We start from the raw sequence: 18006 nt of genomic DNA on the forward strand, positions 1-18006 counted from the left end.
AATTCTAGAATAAATTTATACTTTTATGCTCTTATATCATGATCGATTTTGCATTGAAGAGCCTCGTGTACGAGTGTTTTTGCCATGACGCGCTCTTCGTTTATTAGGTGGAAATTTTTACCTAACTCACCAAAAATATCTTTATTGCCCTCGCCATTTATTTTTATTATAGTTTGGGTATTTACGCCGTAGTCTTTTATCTTTTGCGCGATGAGCTCCACTCTTTGCTCATTGTTAACAGTTATAATAACAGCGGCTGCATCGCTTAGGCAGGCATTTTCAAGTGTATGGCTTTGAAGAACGTTACCTAAAAATACATTTTCCCCGCGGCTCCTACCAAGCTCAACTAGACTAATATCATTATCAAGCACAAGATATAAAAGCTTTGTCTCTTTTAGTCTTAAAACGACTTCTTGTCCAAGTCTCTCATAGCCAAAGACTACGATGTGATTTTTTATTTTTTGCGGCTTTAGAGTTTCATTTGGTTCAACAACGATCTCACGTTCTATGAGGTCTGCTATCGCGTCTAGTTTTTTGAGTATAAAAGGAGTAGCAAACATCGATACAACAGAGGCTGCGATAAAAATTTGAGCAGTTTGTATATCAAGTAAATTTCTAGTAGTCATTAGTCCAAAAACAGCTAGTGCAAATTCGCCTATTTGACAAACACTAAGTGCAGTTTTTGCAGCAACTCTTCGCTTTAAATAGATATTTAAGATAGCAAAAACAACAACTGCTTTTATCACCATGACACTAAATACTAAGCCAAGAACAAGCCAGATGTTTGAGATGACGACAGCAAAATTTATCTGCATACCAACGGTTATGAAAAATAGCCCAAGAAGTAAATCTCTAAAAGGTATGAGATCAACTTCGATTTGGTGTTTATACTGTGTCTCTGCCATCATCATACCGGCTAAAAACGCACCCAAAGAGTATGAGAAGCCAAAGAAGTGAGCCAAAGTGCTAGAGCCAACGACCATAAATAGAATCGTAGCTATAAAAACCTCTTGCGAATTTGTTTGAATAACTTTATAAAATATCCAGTTGATGACATATTTACCAAGTAAAAATAGCACAACAATAAGAATAATCGCACTTGTAAATGTCTTTAGCAAAAGCTCATTTATTGAAGCATCTTGCGAGCTAAACATATCGATCATAAGCAAGATAGGAATGACTGCAATATCTTGAAAGAGTAAAATTCCAAGTGCTTTTCTGCCGTAAATTTTGCTCACATCGCCACTATCATTTAGCGTCTTTAGTACAATCGCAGTTGATGAGAGTGCAAGTGCAAGACCTGCAATAAGTGCCGTTTCGTCTTTTAAGTGAAGGGCATAATAAAGCATAACGCCCATTATAAAGCCACTTAAACAAACTTGTAAGCCGCCATTTAAAAAGACCTCTTTTTTCATGCCCATGAGATGTTTAAAACTAAACTCAAGTCCAATGGTAAACATCAAAAATGCGATACCAAATTCCGCGATATGAGAAATTTCATCATTGCTTTTTAGGTTAAAAAATTCTGATATAAGCGTACCTGTTACGATGTAGCCGATGATGGTTGGTATCTGAAATTTTTTAAAAATGACATTTAATGCGACTGAGATCGCTGCAACAAGCAAGAAACCTTCTAAAATTTGTTCCATAAATTATTTTTTACCTTCATAAAAGACTAGATCAAAGCTATTTTTTCTCTTTACGAGCGATCTTTTTGTGCTAGTTTGACTGGTAGCTTCGTGCAATTTTTTATTTAGCTCATCAATAGTTGATTCTAAATCGTCAATTTTTTCTTTCAACTGAAGTATCACATCAACGCCGGCTAAATTTACACCTAGTTCGCGTGTTAAATTTAGTATAGTTTTTACGCGATCAACGTCTTTTTGTGAGTAGAGCCTCATCTTGCCATCTGTTCTTGATGGCTCGATAAGTCCCTCTCTTTCGTATTGTCTTAAAGTTTGTGGATGTATGCTTAAAACCTTTGCAACAACGCTTATTAAAAAAAGTGGTTCTTCATAATTTTGCATTTTTTACTCCGGTAATTTTTCTTTTAACTCTTTTACTAAGCCTTCATCAAGCTCACTGATATTTGGAAGTTTTACCCTGGCTTTTAAGTAAAGATCGCCATAAATTCCGCTCTTTCTGTTTTGCACGCCATATCCTTTTAAACGGATCTTTGTGCCTGTTTTTGAGTTCTCAGCGATCTTGATCGTGACATCTTTTTTATAAGTATGTACATCGACTTTTCCGCCAAAAAGCATAGTTTTTAGTGGAATTTCTATATCTTTATAAAGATCGTCTCCGACTCTTTCATATTCGTCGCTTGGCTCAACGCTAATAGCAAGTATAAGATCGCCTTTTTGACCACCAGCACTCTTGCCTTTGCCTTTTACGCGAAGTTTCTCGCCACCTTCTATGCCACTTGGAATTTTTATCTTAATGCTTTCGCCATTAAAATTTATCTTATGTTCGCCGCCAGTTACAGCTACGTCAAATGGTATAGAAATTTTTGCATTTACGTCTAGATCAGCTCCGCCAAAGCCAAATCCACCACTACTAAATCCGTCAAAGCCTCCAAAATTACTACCAAATCCGCTGCTAAATTTAGCTCCACCGCCGCCAAAGCCACCTGAGAAGATATTCTTTAAAATTTCATTTAGATCGCCCATATCTGCTGAGCTGCTAGCAAAGTCGTGGAAATTTTGACCGCCAAACATAGTGTCACCGTACTGGTCGTATTGAGCTCGTTTTTTATCGTCACTTAAAATTTCATAAGCGGCGTTTATCTCTTTAAATTTATCTTCTGCTCCAGGGTCTTTGTTGATGTCTGGGTGATATTTTCTGGCAAGTTTTCTATAAGCTTTTTTTATCTCGTCGCTTGAGGCACCCTTTGAAACCCCTAAAGTCTCATATAAGCTTTCACTCATATATTCTCCTTATATTTTTTTGATACGGATTATATCACAAAGCTTTAGTCTATGCAAGTCAAGTTTATTTTTGTTTAATAACAAGAAAAAGTGTTAAGATTTTATTTTTTCACTATATTTATAATTTGCAAAAATTTTTAGATTAAAGGAAAAAAATGAAAAAGATTGTGCTAATTTCATTAGTAGCAGCTTCTTTTTTAGTGGGGGCTGATATTAAATTTAATGAAGCTAACTCTAATATCACGAGAGTCTCGCCACTTAGCGATAAAAATAGCGTACTTTCTTATTATGACTCGATCGCTCAGGCAAAGCTTTCAGTTGTAAATATTTCAACTACAAAAATGGTGAATAACGCTGGTATTGAGCAGATGTTTAATGACCCTTTCTTCAATGAATTTTTTGGATTTAACTTTGCTAAACCAAAAGAAAAAGAAAAAACTACTTCGCTTGGTTCTGGCGTTATTATCTCAAATGATGGATATATCGTTACAAACAATCACGTTATAGAAGATAGCGATCAAATAGTCGTAACTCTTGCAAATGGTGGCAAAGAGTATAAAGCAAAGCTAATAGGAAGTGATCCAAAAACCGATCTAGCCGTCGTAAAGATAGAAGCAAACGGACTAAATGCGATCACTTTTGCGGACTCATCAAAGCTACTTGATGCAGATGTTGTATTTGCAATAGGTAATCCATTTGGCGTTGGTGAAAGTATCACTCAAGGTATCATTTCAGGGCTAAATAAAGATAATATCGGGCTTAATCAATATGAAAATTTTATCCAAACAGACGCCTCGATAAATCCTGGCAACTCAGGCGGCGCTTTGGTTGATAGCAGGGGCTATTTAGTCGGAATAAACTCAGCCATACTTTCAAAAAGTGGTGGCAATAACGGCATTGGTTTTGCGATCCCATCAAATATGGTAAAAGATATCGCTAAAAAGCTGATAACTGACGGCAAGATCGAGCGTGGCTTTATCGGCGTTACGATTGCAAATTTAACTGATGAGCAAAAAGAGCTTTACACAAATAAAGAGGGGGCTTTAATAAGTGGCGTAGAGCAAGGCATGCCAGCAGATGAGGCTGGGCTAAAAAGAGGCGATTTGGTTATATCAGCTAATGATAAAGCTATCAAAAACGCAAATGATCTTAAAAATTTCATTGGCTCACTAACTCCAAATAGCAGCGTTGATATAACTTACGAGCGATCAAATAAAATAATGAATGCAAAAATCAAGCTTGCAAACGCTGATCACAATTCAAAAGACATAGCAAAAAGCATTATCATCGAAGGACTTAGCGTTAGTAATCTAAGCGATGAGATAAGATATAAATACAAAATCAGCCCAGATACTCAAGGCGTGCTAGTAACTGATGTAAAATCAGGCTCAAAAGCTGAAGACTTTGGCTTTGAAAGAGGTGATGTGATCGTTCAAGTTGGTGAAGAGAGCATAAAAGATCTTCAAACATTTGCAAATACAATCAAAAATACAAAAGGTAAAAAGACGCTAGTGTGGATAAATCGCGGTGGTATCATACAAGGCCTTGTTATAAAATAATCATCTAAGAGCTGAAATTTCAGCTCTTAACCCTTTTAAATTTTTAAAATCTTAATCTGCTATAATCCTTAAAAATAAATTTACAACAGGAAAGATCATGACTAGAATTTTAATGATAGAAGATGATATGGAGCTTGCTGAAATTTTAACCGAATATCTAGAAAACTATGATATTGAAGTAGTGACTGCCGAAGAGCCATATATCGGACTATCTACGCTAAATACAAGTAAATTTGACCTAGTTATACTAGATCTTACATTGCCTGGTATGGACGGATTAGAAGTTTGTAAAGAGATCAGGAAAAATCACAATATTCCTATTATCATATCAAGTGCAAGACATGATATAACAGATAAGGTAAATGCTCTTGATAACGGAGCAGATGATTATTTGCCAAAGCCATATGACCCACAAGAGCTTTTGGCTCGTATTAAAAGTCATCTAAGAAGGCAGAGTATCACCCCAGCAAATGAAGCGAGAAATTTAAATAAAGACTTAGTTTTAAAAGAGTTTGAACATGAAATTTTATTTAAAGGCAGCGTCTTAAATTTAACTGCCGCAGAATATGACATCTTAAAATATCTACTTTTAAAAGAGGGCGGAGCGGTTACTAGAGAGGAGCTTATCTATAACTGTGAGAGCATAAACGAAGATAGCTCAAATAAAAGTATTGACGTCATCATCGGCAGGATTCGCCAAAAATTAAATGAAAATCCAAAAGAGCCAAAATACATCCACGCGATCCGCGGTATCGGCTATAAATTGGTTCTTTGATGCCAAGATCGTCTATTTTTATAACCATAACTTTTATCTTTGCCCTTGCGCTTGTTTCGATATTTCTAGCCTTTTTGTGGCTCATGGGCTTTGATAAGCAAAACTATACAAGAGAGCTAAATAACAAATACTCAAACGTTGCTAGGACAAATTTATTTTATATGGGTGGCATCATAAATAAAGCTCAGTACGACCGCCAGCTTTCAAATATCGATATGCCAGAGATTAAAGACGAGAAGAGAAAGGATGAAATTTTAAAGCAAGCGACCGTTTTAGAAGAAATTTCAAGCGATCTAGGCTCAAGTGCGATCTTGCTTTATGACAAGCATCATTACTTAAGGATTGAGCATTTAGACGAGCTAAAGCTTTTAATGGATAAAGAATTTCAGCCTTATAGATACGAGGTGATAAAGGCAGTTTTTCTGGTGGTTGCGGTCATTTTGCTAGGTGCTTACATTTTTGTCATATATAAGATAAAACCACTTAGAAAGCTAAAGCGCCAGATCGTAAAATTTGCAAATGGTGAGCTTGATGGCGTGCAAAATGTCGGCAATGGCAAGGATGAAATTTCTGAAGTTTCTGAAGCATTTTATGAGGCGGTTTGTCAGATCAAGGCGCTTAATGACTCGAGGCATCTTTTCTTAAGAAACATAATGCACGAGCTAAAAACTCCTATAACAAAAGGGCTAATCGCCGCTCAAATGATAGAAAAAAGCAAAAATCAAGAAAGGCTAATCTCTGTCTTTCACAAGCTTGAAAATTTGATAAATGAACTTGCGGCGATCGAGCAGATAACATCAAAAATAGGGCTTAGCAATAAAACGCCATGTTTTATGAGGGATCTCATCGATGAGGCAATCGATATAGCCATGGTTGAAAAAGAGTGTGTTGGTGTCAGTGAGCTTGATGAGGTTAGGGTGCTTGTTGATTTCAAGCTATTTTCAGTCGCCATAAAAAATATGATAGACAATGGCATAAAATATTCAACTGATAAGCACGTAAATATCGTTGTTAGCAAGGATCATATGAAATTTATAACCCAAGGCGAGAAGCTAAAAAATGATCTTGACTTTTATATCCAACCATTTATTAAAGGAGAGGATACGCAAAAGAGTTTTGGCCTAGGTTTATATATAGTTAGCAATATACTTGATGCTCATGGACTCAAATTTAGATACGAATATAAAAACGGAATGAATGTCTTTGTTTTTGAAAATTTACAAGATATAATAGTGACTTAAATAAAACATAATAAACAAAAGAGGGCTAAAAATGGCAGCAAAAATTTTCTCACCAGTTGATATCTTATCAATAATAGATCTTGAAATAGCTTTTATAAATCGTTATAAAAATGTAAAAGATTATGCAAAAAATTTATCTTTGATATATTTTTCTTTGCCAAGCACTAAAGAGTATAGTGAACTCTTTGAAAAATTTTTAAGACAAACTGATGTTGTTGTAAGAGAGAATGAACATTATGTGGTTGTACTTCATGGAACAAATGAAAGAGGAGCTAGCGAACTATTATCAGGTATTCAAGAGTTTTTAAACGCTGAGCCGATCGATCTAGTAGTTACCTATCCAAAAGATGGAAAAGACGCAAAAGAGCTTGCTATAAAACTTCAAGATGAGATAAAAGATAACTACGGTGTCTTGCTTGAGATGCTCGTAAATCAAGATAAATTTGAAGTTTTTGAAAGTATAATTTAATATAATTTTGTGGAGTTTGTTTGGAGAATTTACTACTATTTTTTGCAGTTTTGCTTATAACTAGCATTCTTTTAAGTAAGATCTCTGATAAATTTGGAATTCCATCTTTAATAATATTTTTAGGTGTTGGTATGTTAGCTGGCTCAGACGGCTTGCTGGGTGTAAATTTTGATGATCAAGTGATCGCTCAAAATGTCGGTATGCTAGCACTTATTTTTATACTTTACGCTGGTGGGCTAGATACTGATTTTGCAGCGATTAAACCGATTTTTGGTAGAGGTTTAGCGCTTGCTACACTTGGTGTTTTCTTAACCGCGCTAGCTATCGCTCCAGTTGCAAAATATCTGCTTGATTTTACTTGGGCGGAGGCCTTTTTACTAGGCTCCATTATCTCTTCAACAGATGCAGCAGCGGTATTTGCCATACTAAGAGCTAAGAAAATTTCACTTAAAAACAGCATTGCGCCATTGCTTGAACTTGAATCTGGCTCAAACGATCCAATGGCGATATTTTTAACTATGACGATCATTCAAATGATCTCACTAAATAGCACTCCAAGTGCGTCAGAGTGGGCGATTACACTGGTTAAGCAGTTTGGCATAGGCATCGCTATGGGCTATTTATTTGGCGTTGCTTTGCCAGCCATTTTTAATAGACTTCGCCTAAAAAGCTGGGGTCTTTATCCAGTTTTTTCTATTGCTTGGATATTGCTTTTATACACACTTTGCTTTAAAATCGGTGGCAATGGCTACCTGGCTGTTTATATTGCTGGAATTTTTATAAATAAAAAAGAGTTTTCTCATAAGAAAAATTTAGTCGGTTTTCATGACGGTATCGCTTGGACGATGCAGATAGTTGTCTTTTTGACACTTGGTCTTTTGGTAAATCCCTCCGAGCTTCCAGCAACGGCGCTAATGGCGCTTGTTTTGGCATTATGGCTTATGTTTTTTGCAAGACCACTTGGTGTTTTTGCATCGCTTGCATTTTCAAAATTTAAGATAAATGAGCAAATTTTTATCTCATGGGTCGGGCTAAGAGGCGTCGTGCCAGTCGTGCTAGCTACCTATGTTTATGTCGATGGCATACGTGATGCGGATATGATTTTTAACATTATATTTTTTATGGTTTTGATTTCGATTTTGATACAAGGTATGTCACTTGGCTTTGCAGCTGATAAATTTAAGGTTAAAGAGAGCGAGCAAGAGGATGTTAAGGCAGTGGAAAACTCTCCGATCTTAAGCTACACGCTTCACCAGCACACCATCCACCATGGCTCAAAACTAATTGGCAAAGATTTGGCTCAGCTTGAGCTTCCAACTGAGTTTTTAATAATCCTAATAAAGCGTAAAAACGAGTATCAAAAGCCAACTGGCTCAACAATCTTTGAAGAAAATGACCTATTACTGATACAATGCGAAAATCAAGTGCTTTATCAAGATACGATTAAGTATTTGACTTATTAAAATTTTGATAAAACTTGCCACATTTCATTTCTCTTTGTAAATTTTAAAACTTTACTCACTCGCCTTAGCGGACTACTAAATTTAGGCTGCACTACGTTTAGCACTAAATTTAGAGCCGTGATATGCTCGCTCATAAATTTTAAAATTTAATAGAATTTCAATAAAACGCATGCAGTGCGAAGCGCTGGAGCATGCACCTCTAACGTTGTCGGGGTTAGGGGATTGTTAAGGGGGAGCTTCTTTGCTTCGCAAGCTCGCAACTGCAAGCAGACCGTAATTCAAGCCTCTTCTCCCTTAACAAGAAAAACAAACATTTAAATTTAACTAGATTGCTTTGCAAATTTTAAAATCTCACTCACTCGCAAGAATTACCTACTAAAATTTGACTTCGCTTTTTGCTTAGCTCAAATTTTAAGGCCAAAACAAATACGTTCAGTCTCGTTTTATTTTGCTTTTTATAAAATCACCAAAACACTAGCGAAATGGGAGGCAAAATGCTTGATAGTATCATCCTTGCGGTCTTGGTATATTTCGCAACATTCTTATTTATGCTTTTTATACTCGCCTTTTTTGCATTTTGGTATATAAGCGTGCCGCTACTTGTCATCTATATCGTTATAAAATTTATAAGGCAAGCAAAAGAGTGCGAGAGGATACATGGCAAGCTTGAGTAAATTTTAAATTTCTAGCCCAAAATGAGCTAGAAATTTGTTTATTCTAAGGCTTGGGCTAGATCAGCTATCAGATCCTCGGCGTTTTCAAGACCTATACTAACTCTTATCAGCTCTTTTGTGATGCCAGCTTTGATGAGCTCTTCGCTGCTTAGCTGCTGGTGGGTCGTTGAGGCTGGGTGTGTGATGAGCGACTTTGTATCGCCGATATTTACTACGATCTTAAAGAGTTTTACGCGCTCTAGCATCTTTTTTGCGCGCTCAAAGCTATCAGTCTCAAAGCAAAAAAGCCCATTTGCCATGCCATCTTTAAAGTATTTTTGTGCCTTTGCGTGATCTACGTTGTCGGCAAGCCCAGGATAAGCCACGCTTTTTATATGTTTGTGAGAGTTTAGAAATTTAGCCACTTTTAGCGCGTTTTGCGAGTGTCTCTCAACCCTAACAGCAAGCGTTTCAAGCCCTTGTATGAGCTGCCAAGAGTTAAACGGAGATATCACAGCGCCGATGTCGCGCACGATGGCAAGCCTCATTCTTAGCGTGTAGATGTCAAAACGATCCGTCATATCAGCATAGACGATGTCGTGATAGCTCGCATCTGGCACGTTAAAGTGCTCATATCTCTTGTTGCCTTTTAGCTTCTCGTTTAGGTGATTTGCGCTGACAACCACGCCTGCTAGACTAAGGCCCTGACCGCTCATATATTTGCTAGCGCTATGCACGCAAACATCGACACCGTGGCGAAGTGGCTGAAAGATGATAGGAGTTGGCACGGTGTTATCAGTGATGCTGATGATGCCATATTTGTTTGCGATTTCTACGATTTTCTCGATGTTTGGGATAGAAATTTGCGGATTTGAAAGCGTTTCAAAAAATATAGCCCTAGTTTTTTCGTCTATCAAGCCCTCCAGATCATCAGCGCTGTCGCTGTCAAAGACTCTAGCCTCTATGCCAAATCTTTTTAGCGTGTGCGTAAAAAGCACCGTCGTGCCGCCATAAATTTTCTTAGCGATGATGATATTATCGCCAGCTTGGGCTAAATTTATGATGCTGTAAAACAAAGCTGACTGACCGCTTGCAGTAGCTATCGCAGCGGCTCCACCCTCAAGTGCGGCGACCCTTTTTTCAAAGATATTTGTCGTTGGGTTGCTAAGTCTTGTGTAGATGTAGCCACTATCTTTTAGATCAAATCTAGCAGCTGCTGTCTCGGCACTTCCAAAGTCATAAGCCGTGCTTTGAAAAATAGGCACAGCCATCGTGCCAAAGCCCTCGTTTGTGTCGTAGCCTACGTGGATCGCAGCGGTTTCTTGCCTCATTTTTGCTCCTTGTTTAAGTAATTTTGGCGTAAATTATACATTAGCAAAGCCAAAATTTAGGGGATAAAATCAAATTTTGATATAATTTGCCAAAAAAAGGAAAAATTTGAACCAAGTCACGGACAAATTTAAGCGTGTAAAATATCTTCGTGCGCTAGAAAAATTTGCAAAATCAGCGATAAACGGGCTAAAAAGAGATGACTTTGACGAGAGCGAATTTCGCCAAAGAGTGGAGAAAAACGCGAAAGTCATCGAAAAAATTGAAGCTGTCTATCTTGATCAGCCATACTCAAAGGCGCTAGAAAATTTTATAAATTTGCTTATCAAAAATGCGTCAAAAGAGGAGCTTTTAAAGGCGGCAAACCTACTTGATAAGCTAAAAAATCAAAAGACATATAAGAAAGAAAAATATAAAAATAAATTTAAGGATGAGGATTGAAAGTAGTTATTTTTGATATGGATGGCACGGTGATCGATAGCGGCGAGGCGATATATAAAACGGTAAATGAAGTAAGGGGCGAGCTAAGCTTAGCGCCACTTGATAAGAAATTTATCATAAAAGCGATCAACGAGCCAGGTAGAAATTTAGCCCTTGAGTTTTACGGCATCGACACGCCAAGTAGGAGCTTGAAAGAGGGTTTTGAGGAGAAATTTAAGAAATTTTACGATGAGTGTGCGACTACCTATGATGGCGTAAAAGAGCTTTTGCAAAAGTGTAGAGATGCTCACTATAAGGTCGTTTTGGCAAGCAATGCACCGCACGATACGTTAGAGAAAATTTTAAAGAAAAATGAAATTTATGAGCTATTTGACGAGGTGATCGGCGCTAGCAAGGAGATACCGCAAAAGCCTGATCCTGCGATGCTTTACTTAGCTGTTAGTAAAACTAAAGCTAACAAGGCGATCTTTATAGGAGATAGCCTAAAAGACGAGCTAGCCGCCAAAAATGCAAATATGCCTTATGTGCAAGTTTGCTGGGGATTTGGCGAGGAGAGCAAAACTGCTACGTATAATGCCAAAAATGTCAGCGAGGCGTGGGAGATAATATTAAATTTTTAACTTAGTTTTAATTGGCTATAATCTTAAGAAATTTTCAAAGAAACAGCGATGATAGATATATTTGAGGGCAGTGCGAGAGATAAATTTTATGACATTTTGTTTAACGCAAATGCCGTTTTGGTTAAAAATGAGATAGATAAAATTTTTGAAAAATTTGTGGCTATGAGCGAGCTTTGCGAAAAGCATGGCGTTAGCGAGGACGAGATCAGAAATTTTATAGCCTCAGAGCAAGATAAAGTTTATAACGGAGTAAATGACCTATATATCGAGCTTAGCGGAGAAATTTTAAGCCAAAATGAGTAAGATTTTTGCACTCATTGCTTTGCTGGTCGCTCTTGTTTTTGCAAAAGAACCAAATTTTGATCCAAGCTCAGTGCATACATTTGAGCTTAAAAAAGATGAGTGGGCTAGGGTCTTTATAACTGAAAAGCGAACTCAAAGGGTTGAAACGTTTGACTTTCGCTGGACGCTATTTGATAGCACAAATATCACTGTGCAAAGCTTTTTTAGGCGCTATCCAAGGCAGATGGTCTTTTCGCTAAGGCAAGGACAAAATACCTACATGCAGCGAGTTTTGCCTGATTTTACGATGCCGCCAAATGAGAGCGTGAGCCTTTATATATCATTTATTGATTTTAAGGATAAAAAGGCGCATTTTAGGGTGGCTTTGCTAGATGAAAGCAAGCGTGTGGATGTGGGTTTTAGAGATCCTGACGAAGCTAAATAAAAAGGAAAAGTATGGATAAAATCGATGAAATAATGAGCAAATTTATAAGCGAGCTTGGCTACAAAGAGGCGTTTGAGATGTTTTTAAAGATAAGCTCAGGCAAAAAGCTTCGCTCAAAACTTCTTTTAAAGATCGCAGGAGAGAGTGAAATTTCTCTTAAGCTTTGCGCTATCATCGAGCTTATCCACCTTGCAAGCTTACTGCACGACGACGTCATAGACGAGGCAAACATAAGACGAGGCAAGCCAAGTATAAACGCACTTTTTGGCAGTAAAAACTCAGTCATGCTAGGCGACATCCTCTACTCAAAAGCTTATTTTGAGCTTACAAAATTTGATCCAAGCATCGCAGCTATCATCTCAGACGCAGTCAGCAAGCTAAGTATCGGCGAGATGATGGATGTGAAAATGGCTGAAAATTTTAATGAAAACGAGCAAGAATACCTGAAAATGATCTACTATAAAACAGCTGTTTTGATAGAAGCCACGGCTATTTGCGGGGCAAAGCTAGCTGGCAAATATAGCAAGAAATTTGGAACTTATGGCAAAAATTTAGGCCTTGCGTTTCAGATCGTGGATGACATCTTAGACATAACTCAAGATGAAAAAACGCTTGGCAAACCAGCACTTAACGACTTCGTTGAAGGCAAAACCACACTTCCTTACATTTATCTTTATAAGAGCTTAGACGAAGCTGGCAAGGCAAAGCTTAGATCGCTTTGGTCAAAGAAGCTAAATGCTGGCGAAATTTCATGGCTAAAAGAAAATTTTGATAAAACTAGCTCACTTAGCAAAGCCATAAATGAAGCAAAAAGGCTTGGGGCTGAAGCGATAGAAGCAATAAGAGAGTATAAAAACGCCGAGCTTGAAGGGATCATAAAAAGCATGATAGATAGGGAATTTTGATGCACTATTTAGATATAAGTTTTACATATAAAAATACTGATATTTCAGTTAGAGAAAAGCTTGCATTTGATAGCGATGAGAAAAAAGAGCAAATTTTAAAACTACTAAGATCAAACAAAAGTATAAACGAATGTATGGTTTTAAACACATGCAACCGCGTCGAGATAATTGCAAGCGTTAGTGATCTAGAAAGTGCAACGACGCATGCATTTAGGTGTATGTCTGTATTTTCAGGTGTTTTTGAAGATGAGCTTTATGAAAGGGCTGATATTTATGAAGACAGCGGAGCCGTGCACCACCTCTTTGCCGTGGCAAGCTCGCTTGATAGCCTAGTCGTCGGCGAGACGCAGATCGTTGGTCAGTTAAAAAATGCCTTTAAATTTGCTTACGATAGCTCAGCTTGCGGCGAACAAATCAGTAAAATCATCCACTATGCATGTAAATGCGCTGCTAAAGTTAGAAATGAAACTCAAATTTCTAAAAATCCGATCTCAGTTTCAAGCGTGGCTGTGGCAAAAGCAAAAGAAATTTTTGGCACGCTTGAAGGTAAAACTGCTATCGTCGTAGGCGCTGGTGAGATGGGCGAGCTAGCAGCAAAACACCTAATCTCAAGTGGCGCAGAGGTGATCATTATAAACAGAAGCTCCGAGCGTGTTGAGCAGCTAGTTGATAGCCTTGGTGACAACGCTAGCTGGGATAGCATTTTAAAATTAAAAGAGTATGTAAATAATTATGATCTAATATTTTCAAGCACCGCAGCCCCGCACGCGATCATCACAAATGCCATAATCGAACCAAGAGAATTTCATAGATACTTTTTCGATATTGCCGTGCCAAGGGATATTGATCTTATAAATACAGAATTTATTAGCGTCTATACGGTTGATAGTTTAGAGGAGATAGTAAGGAAAAATTTAGCTCTAAGAGAGGAGCAAGCACAAAAGGCTTATTCGATCGTAGGTCAAGGCACAAGCGAATTTTTAAAAATTTTAAAAGAAGATATGAGCGTGCCACTCATAAAATCTATCCGCAAGCAGGCTGAAATTTGCGCTAAAAACGAGCTAGAAAAAGCGATAAAAAAAGGATATTTAAAACATAGTGATTATGAGGAGGCACAAAAGCTCATTCATCAAGTTTTTAAAGCCTTCTTACATCAGCCAACGATGAAGCTAAAAAGCCTTGCGGACGAGGAGAGGTCTAGCGAGCTTTCAAATGGAGTTAGATTTTTATTTGATATAAAAGAAGAGCAAAATTTTCAAGTGGGAGATATAGATGAGATTTAGTAAATTTTATGCACCAACGACCAAAGAAGCACCAAAAGACGCCTCTTTACCAAGTCATAAATTTTTAATAAGAGGTGGATTTGTCGAGCAGATAGGCTCTGGTCTTTATAACTATCTACCGCTTGGAAAGATCATGCATGAGAAAATTTCTCGTATCGCACGAGAGGAGATGGATGAGGCTGGTGCGCTAGAGGTGAGCTTTAGCGTGGTTACTTCAGGTGAGCTTTGGAAGCAAAGTGGACGTTACAATGTCTTTGGCAAGGAGCTTTTGCGCTTTAAAGATAGAAAAGATAATGACTTTGTCATAAGCCCTACAAATGAAGAGGCAGCCGTTGCTTTGGTGCGTGGCAAGGTGACTAGCTACAAGCAGCTGCCGCTAAATTTATACCAGATAAACACCAAATTTCGTGACGAGGCAAGACCACGCTTTGGCTTACTAAGAGGTCGCGAATTTACGATGAAAGATGGCTATAGCTTTCACTTTAGCAAAGAGGATCTAAAGCGTGAGTTTGACCTTATGGAGGCAACTTATAGTAAAATTTTCACTCGTTTAGGGCTAAATTTTAGAGCTGTTGAGGCTGATAGCGGAGCCATTGGCGGTAGTGGCAGTAAAGAGTTTATGGTGCTTGCAAGTAACGGCGAGGATGACATCCTTTGCTGTGAGGCTTGCAGATACGCTGCAAATGTTGAGGCTGCAAGACGCAAACCAAGAGTTAGCGAGGCTGAGGCACCAGAGGCGGACGCGGCTAAATTTCTAACGCCAAATGCAAAAACTATAAAAGATGTGGCGGAGTTTTTTAAAGTTAGCGAGTTTTACTGCATAAAAGCTGTTATGAAAAAGGCGATTTATGAGGATAAAGAAGAGGTCGTGGTCTTTTTTGTAAGGGGCGATGACGAGCTTCAGGAGACAAAGGCGCAAAATGCTTGCAAGGCGCTAGAGCTTGTCGATGCTAGCGAGGCTGACGTGGCTAAAGCTGGGCTTGTGGCTGGATTTTGCGGGCCAGTTGGGCTAAAGGATGTTAAGTTTTTCATAGATAACGAGCTAAAGGGCGCAAACAACATGATATGTGGCGCTAATGAGAAGGACTACCACTTTGTTGGCGTTAGTGTTAGCGGATTTAACGAAGAGAGATTTAAAGACCTTGTAAAGGTAAAAGAGGGCGATAGATGCCCAGTTTGCGGCGGAAATTTAAAGCTTAGCAAGGGCATAGAAGTCGGTCATATCTTTCAGCTAGGCGATAAATATTCTGCTGCGATGAATGCGACATATCTTGATGAAAACGGTAAGGCAAAGCCATTTTTGATGGGCTGCTATGGCATAGGTATTAGCAGGCTGATTGCCGTAATGATAGAGGCTAGCCACGATGAGAAGGGCTGCATCTGGAAAAAAGAGTGCGCTCCGTTTGACGTGGAGATCATCATCTCAAATTTAAAAGATGAAGCGGGCTTGAAATTTGCGTTTGAGCTTTATGAGAGCCTTAAAAAAGCTGGCGTTAGCGTCATCATAGATGATAGAAACGAGAGATTTGGCGTTAAGATGAATGACTTTGAACTCATCGGCTTCCCTTATGCGTTACTTGTAGGTAAAGAATTTGCAAATGGTAAGGTTGAGTTTATAACAAGAGATGGTTTAAGCAAAGAAACGATCGACGCAAATGAAGCCTTTAAAAAGATAAAAGAAAGCTTATGAGATTTTTCGCATTTTTATTTTTTTTGATAGAAGCGATATTTATCTATCTTTTTGTTGATAAATTTGGCTTTTTAAACTACTTTCTTGAGGTGCTTGTTTCTGGATTTGTGGGTATCGCACTTCTTTTAAATACTGGATTTTCTAGCTTAAATTCGCCTCAAGTGGCGTTTAAAAGCTTTCTTGGCGGAAATTTGTTTAGCCAGTTAGGGCTTAGCTTTGGTGGAATGCTTTTATTTTTGCCAGGAATTTTAACAGATATTTTTGGCATAGCTGTAGTCGTTTTTTCTTTGATATTTAAGAAAAATATAGCGAAAAATGAGAGCTATCAGGAGTTTAAATTCCAAAATTTTAGCGAGCAGAGTGCTAAAAAAGATGATGGTGAGATCATCGATGTTGAGGTTATAGAAGAGCCAAAAAGAGTAAATTAGGAGAGACGATGAAAGAGATAAAAATAGCAACTAGAAAGAGTATCTTAGCTCTTTGGCAAAGCGAGCATATCAAAGTTAGAATAGAATCAAAACATAACGATATAAAAGTTGAGCTTATTGGTATGAAGACAAAGGGCGATGTGATCCTTGATACGCCACTTGCGAAGATCGGCGGTAAGGGGCTTTTTACAAAAGAGCTTGAAGATAGCATGCTAAAAGGCGAGACTGACATCGCAGTGCATAGCCTAAAAGACGTGCCAGTAGTCTTTCCAGAAGGGCTTAGACTTGCAGCGATTTGCTCACGTGAGGATACTAGAGATGCGATGATAAGTGAGAAATTTGCTAAATTTAGCGACTTGCCACATGGCGCGAAAGTTGGTACAACGAGCCTACGCCGCAAGATGCAGCTACTTATCATGAGGCCTGATCTTGAGATTATCTCGCTTCGTGGAAATGTGCAAACTAGACTTAGAAAGCTAAAAGAGGGCGAGTTTGACGCGATCATTTTGGCGATGGCTGGCATAAACCGCCTAAATATCAAGGCTGAAGTGGTACATATCTACACATTTGGTTTTGACGAGATGATACCTGCAATGGGGCAGGGTGCTCTTGGGGTAGAGGCTAGAGATGAGAAGCAAATTTTAGATGAGATCTCTTTTCTAAACGACGAAAATGCAGTTATAGAAACGACCATAGAGCGTGACTTTGTAAGCGTTTTAGAGGGTGGCTGCCAAGTGCCAATAGGCATAAGTGCAAGGCTAAAAGGTGATGAAATTTCTATCGATGCGATCGTTGGTCTGCCTGATGGAAGCGAGTTTATAAAAGATAGCTTAAAGGTCAGCAAAGACAAATTTCAAAGCGTTGGCAAGGAGCTAGCTCATAAATTTATAGAAAAAGGGGCAAAAGAGCTTTTAAAACGCGCTGAAGAGATGGCTTAGAGTGTGTTTGAGCTAAAATTTAAAGCAAAAGCCCTAACCGCTACTAAAAATAGCAAAGACAACTACTATATGATCGGTCTTGCAGACGACAAATACGACTACAAAAACTACATAATCTTTCAAAGACCGATCAAACTAAAAAGTGATGACGACGAAAACGCCGATATAAACGGCATATACGCAGAGTGCAACGGCGATGTTTGCTACAACGCTTGCAAAAGGGTGAAGATCACTGATAAAACTATCATTTTTGAGGTGCAAGATAGCCTCATTTGCGTAGATACCGAGGATATAAAGCTTAATGAGCGCTTTATGAAATATAGCAAAGAGATATTTGGCAAACTGCTAAAATGTAACATATCGGAGTAATTAAAAAATTTACTACCGTTTTCAAAACTGCGATGCTATCTAGTGTTTAATCTAACAAAAAAATTGTGATGAATTACTTTGAAAAGATGTAAGTATGCTAGCCATGTGTGGCTGTGCGTTGAGCGCTAGTTCGCGGACATTATGACAATGGAGTATAAATTTAATGCTTGTGTCTATTTAAACGGCGAG

General features: G+C 38.2%; 21 protein-coding genes. 16 read left to right on the forward strand and 5 right to left on the reverse strand.

Annotation, left to right across the window (positions count from 1 at the left end; all coding sequences use genetic code 11):
- Positions 1-23 precede the first annotated feature (23 nt).
- Genes CYO92_RS06910 through CYO92_RS06920 form a run of 3 tightly spaced genes read right to left on the reverse strand, consistent with a single transcriptional unit; the run spans position 24 to position 2927 of the window.
- Entirely contained in the window at positions 24-1649 is a 1626-nt protein-coding gene (locus CYO92_RS06910) for a cation:proton antiporter (RefSeq protein WP_021090872.1), read from the reverse strand.
- 3 nt (positions 1650-1652) lie between these two features.
- Complete coding sequence (locus tag CYO92_RS06915) at positions 1653-2027, reverse strand: heat shock protein transcriptional repressor HspR (RefSeq protein WP_072594938.1); 375 nt, start codon at positions 2025-2027, stop codon at positions 1653-1655.
- A gap of 3 nt (positions 2028-2030) precedes the next feature.
- Entirely contained in the window at positions 2031-2927 is an 897-nt protein-coding gene (locus CYO92_RS06920) for a DnaJ family protein (RefSeq protein WP_054196486.1), read from the reverse strand.
- Positions 2928-3082: 155 nt separating this feature from the next.
- Here CYO92_RS06920 and CYO92_RS06925 point away from each other — a divergent pair, with 155 nt between their 5' ends.
- The 5 genes from CYO92_RS06925 (at position 3083) to CYO92_RS06945 (ending at position 8434) form a co-directional block, all read left to right on the forward strand.
- Positions 3083-4486, forward strand: a complete 1404-nt coding sequence (locus tag CYO92_RS06925) for a Do family serine endopeptidase (RefSeq protein WP_087576913.1) — start codon at positions 3083-3085, stop codon at positions 4484-4486.
- A 97-nt stretch (positions 4487-4583) separates the two neighbouring features.
- A complete protein-coding gene (locus CYO92_RS06930; protein ID WP_085657484.1) occupies positions 4584-5261 on the forward strand; it encodes a response regulator transcription factor in 678 nt (225 codons plus the stop codon).
- Complete coding sequence (locus CYO92_RS06935) at positions 5261-6502, forward strand: ArsS family sensor histidine kinase (RefSeq protein ID WP_072594942.1); 1242 nt, start codon at positions 5261-5263, stop codon at positions 6500-6502. Before CYO92_RS06930 ends, CYO92_RS06935 begins: the two co-directional genes overlap by 1 nt.
- 31 nt (positions 6503-6533) lie before the next feature.
- Positions 6534-6971 (forward strand): pyridoxal-5'-phosphate-dependent protein, encoded by a 438-nt coding sequence (locus CYO92_RS06940; protein WP_103589426.1) that lies wholly within the window; start codon positions 6534-6536, stop codon positions 6969-6971.
- A 20-nt stretch (positions 6972-6991) separates the two neighbouring features.
- A complete protein-coding gene (locus CYO92_RS06945) occupies positions 6992-8434 on the forward strand; it encodes a potassium/proton antiporter (RefSeq protein WP_103589425.1) in 1443 nt (480 codons plus the stop codon).
- On the opposite strand, the gene CYO92_RS09360 is transcribed toward CYO92_RS06945, so the two are convergent.
- Positions 8431-8568, reverse strand: coding sequence for a hypothetical protein (locus tag CYO92_RS09360; protein WP_180997992.1), 138 nt, complete (start codon positions 8566-8568; stop codon positions 8431-8433). The genes CYO92_RS06945 and CYO92_RS09360 overlap by 4 nt on opposite strands.
- A 360-nt stretch (positions 8569-8928) precedes the next feature.
- Here CYO92_RS09360 and CYO92_RS06950 point away from each other — a divergent pair, with 360 nt between their 5' ends.
- Positions 8929-9108 (forward strand): transformation system protein, encoded by a 180-nt coding sequence (locus CYO92_RS06950; protein ID WP_103582026.1) that lies wholly within the window; start codon positions 8929-8931, stop codon positions 9106-9108.
- A gap of 38 nt (positions 9109-9146) precedes the next feature.
- Here CYO92_RS06950 and CYO92_RS06955 read toward each other — a convergent pair whose 3' ends face one another.
- On the reverse strand, positions 9147-10418 hold the full coding sequence (locus CYO92_RS06955) for an O-acetylhomoserine aminocarboxypropyltransferase/cysteine synthase family protein (RefSeq protein ID WP_103589424.1): 1272 nt from the start codon (positions 10416-10418) through the stop codon (positions 9147-9149).
- Between the two features lie 106 nt (positions 10419-10524).
- Here CYO92_RS06955 and CYO92_RS06960 point away from each other — a divergent pair, with 106 nt between their 5' ends.
- The 10 genes from CYO92_RS06960 to CYO92_RS07005 are packed head-to-tail and all read left to right on the forward strand — an operon-like array spanning position 10525 to position 17817.
- Positions 10525-10857 (forward strand): hypothetical protein, encoded by a 333-nt coding sequence (locus CYO92_RS06960; RefSeq protein WP_103589423.1) that lies wholly within the window; start codon positions 10525-10527, stop codon positions 10855-10857.
- Entirely contained in the window at positions 10854-11477 is a 624-nt protein-coding gene (locus tag CYO92_RS06965) for an HAD family hydrolase (RefSeq protein WP_103589422.1), read from the forward strand. The genes CYO92_RS06960 and CYO92_RS06965 overlap by 4 nt, the downstream gene beginning before the upstream one ends.
- A gap of 48 nt (positions 11478-11525) precedes the next feature.
- Positions 11526-11780, forward strand: coding sequence for a DUF2018 family protein (locus CYO92_RS06970; protein ID WP_012001636.1), 255 nt, complete (start codon positions 11526-11528; stop codon positions 11778-11780).
- Complete coding sequence (locus tag CYO92_RS06975) at positions 11773-12204, forward strand: hypothetical protein (RefSeq protein ID WP_084041454.1); 432 nt, start codon at positions 11773-11775, stop codon at positions 12202-12204. Before CYO92_RS06970 ends, CYO92_RS06975 begins: the two co-directional genes overlap by 8 nt.
- 11 nt (positions 12205-12215) lie before the next feature.
- The gene (locus CYO92_RS06980) at positions 12216-13109 is read left to right on the forward strand and encodes a polyprenyl synthetase family protein (protein WP_103589421.1); all 894 of its coding nucleotides are present in this window, start codon (positions 12216-12218) and stop codon (positions 13107-13109) included.
- Entirely contained in the window at positions 13109-14392 is a 1284-nt protein-coding gene (hemA, locus tag CYO92_RS06985) for a glutamyl-tRNA reductase (RefSeq protein ID WP_072594950.1), read from the forward strand. Before CYO92_RS06980 ends, hemA begins: the two co-directional genes overlap by 1 nt.
- A complete protein-coding gene (locus tag CYO92_RS06990) occupies positions 14382-16082 on the forward strand; it encodes a proline--tRNA ligase (RefSeq protein ID WP_103589420.1) in 1701 nt (566 codons plus the stop codon). The genes hemA and CYO92_RS06990 overlap by 11 nt, the downstream gene beginning before the upstream one ends.
- Positions 16079-16510, forward strand: a complete 432-nt coding sequence (locus CYO92_RS06995) for an FxsA family protein (protein ID WP_103589419.1) — start codon at positions 16079-16081, stop codon at positions 16508-16510. The genes CYO92_RS06990 and CYO92_RS06995 overlap by 4 nt, the downstream gene beginning before the upstream one ends.
- An 8-nt stretch (positions 16511-16518) precedes the next feature.
- Positions 16519-17448, forward strand: coding sequence for a hydroxymethylbilane synthase (gene hemC / locus CYO92_RS07000; protein WP_103589418.1), 930 nt, complete (start codon positions 16519-16521; stop codon positions 17446-17448).
- A gap of 3 nt (positions 17449-17451) precedes the next feature.
- The gene (locus CYO92_RS07005) at positions 17452-17817 is read left to right on the forward strand and encodes an Imm10 family immunity protein (protein WP_103589417.1); all 366 of its coding nucleotides are present in this window, start codon (positions 17452-17454) and stop codon (positions 17815-17817) included.
- Positions 17818-18006: the final 189 nt, after the last annotated feature.

Origin of the sequence: Campylobacter concisus (assembly GCF_002913715.1) — a bacterium.
GTDB lineage: Bacteria > Campylobacterota > Campylobacteria > Campylobacterales > Campylobacteraceae > Campylobacter_A > Campylobacter_A concisus_AG.

What these genes read in the sequence shown, in the direction of transcription:
- hemA (WP_072594950.1), top strand. Translation starts at nt 13,109, where the DNA reads ATGCACTATTTAGATATAAGTTTTACATATAAAAATACTGATATTTCA.
- CYO92_RS06910 (WP_021090872.1), bottom strand. Translation starts at nt 1,649, where the DNA reads ATGGAACAAATTTTAGAAGGTTTCTTGCTTGTTGCAGCGATCTCAGTC.
- CYO92_RS06975 (WP_084041454.1), top strand. Translation starts at nt 11,773, where the DNA reads ATGAGTAAGATTTTTGCACTCATTGCTTTGCTGGTCGCTCTTGTTTTT.
- CYO92_RS06950 (WP_103582026.1), top strand. Translation starts at nt 8,929, where the DNA reads ATGCTTGATAGTATCATCCTTGCGGTCTTGGTATATTTCGCAACATTC.
- CYO92_RS06955 (WP_103589424.1), bottom strand. Translation starts at nt 10,418, where the DNA reads ATGAGGCAAGAAACCGCTGCGATCCACGTAGGCTACGACACAAACGAG.
- CYO92_RS06980 (WP_103589421.1), top strand. Translation starts at nt 12,216, where the DNA reads ATGGATAAAATCGATGAAATAATGAGCAAATTTATAAGCGAGCTTGGC.
- CYO92_RS06920 (WP_054196486.1), bottom strand. Translation starts at nt 2,927, where the DNA reads ATGAGTGAAAGCTTATATGAGACTTTAGGGGTTTCAAAGGGTGCCTCA.
- hemC (WP_103589418.1), top strand. Translation starts at nt 16,519, where the DNA reads ATGAAAGAGATAAAAATAGCAACTAGAAAGAGTATCTTAGCTCTTTGG.
- CYO92_RS06995 (WP_103589419.1), top strand. Translation starts at nt 16,079, where the DNA reads ATGAGATTTTTCGCATTTTTATTTTTTTTGATAGAAGCGATATTTATC.
- CYO92_RS06970 (WP_012001636.1), top strand. Translation starts at nt 11,526, where the DNA reads ATGATAGATATATTTGAGGGCAGTGCGAGAGATAAATTTTATGACATT.
- CYO92_RS06990 (WP_103589420.1), top strand. Translation starts at nt 14,382, where the DNA reads ATGAGATTTAGTAAATTTTATGCACCAACGACCAAAGAAGCACCAAAA.
- CYO92_RS06925 (WP_087576913.1), top strand. Translation starts at nt 3,083, where the DNA reads ATGAAAAAGATTGTGCTAATTTCATTAGTAGCAGCTTCTTTTTTAGTG.
- CYO92_RS06940 (WP_103589426.1), top strand. Translation starts at nt 6,534, where the DNA reads ATGGCAGCAAAAATTTTCTCACCAGTTGATATCTTATCAATAATAGAT.
- CYO92_RS06930 (WP_085657484.1), top strand. Translation starts at nt 4,584, where the DNA reads ATGACTAGAATTTTAATGATAGAAGATGATATGGAGCTTGCTGAAATT.
- CYO92_RS06935 (WP_072594942.1), top strand. Translation starts at nt 5,261, where the DNA reads ATGCCAAGATCGTCTATTTTTATAACCATAACTTTTATCTTTGCCCTT.
- CYO92_RS06915 (WP_072594938.1), bottom strand. Translation starts at nt 2,027, where the DNA reads ATGCAAAATTATGAAGAACCACTTTTTTTAATAAGCGTTGTTGCAAAG.
- CYO92_RS09360 (WP_180997992.1), bottom strand. Translation starts at nt 8,568, where the DNA reads ATGAGCGAGCATATCACGGCTCTAAATTTAGTGCTAAACGTAGTGCAG.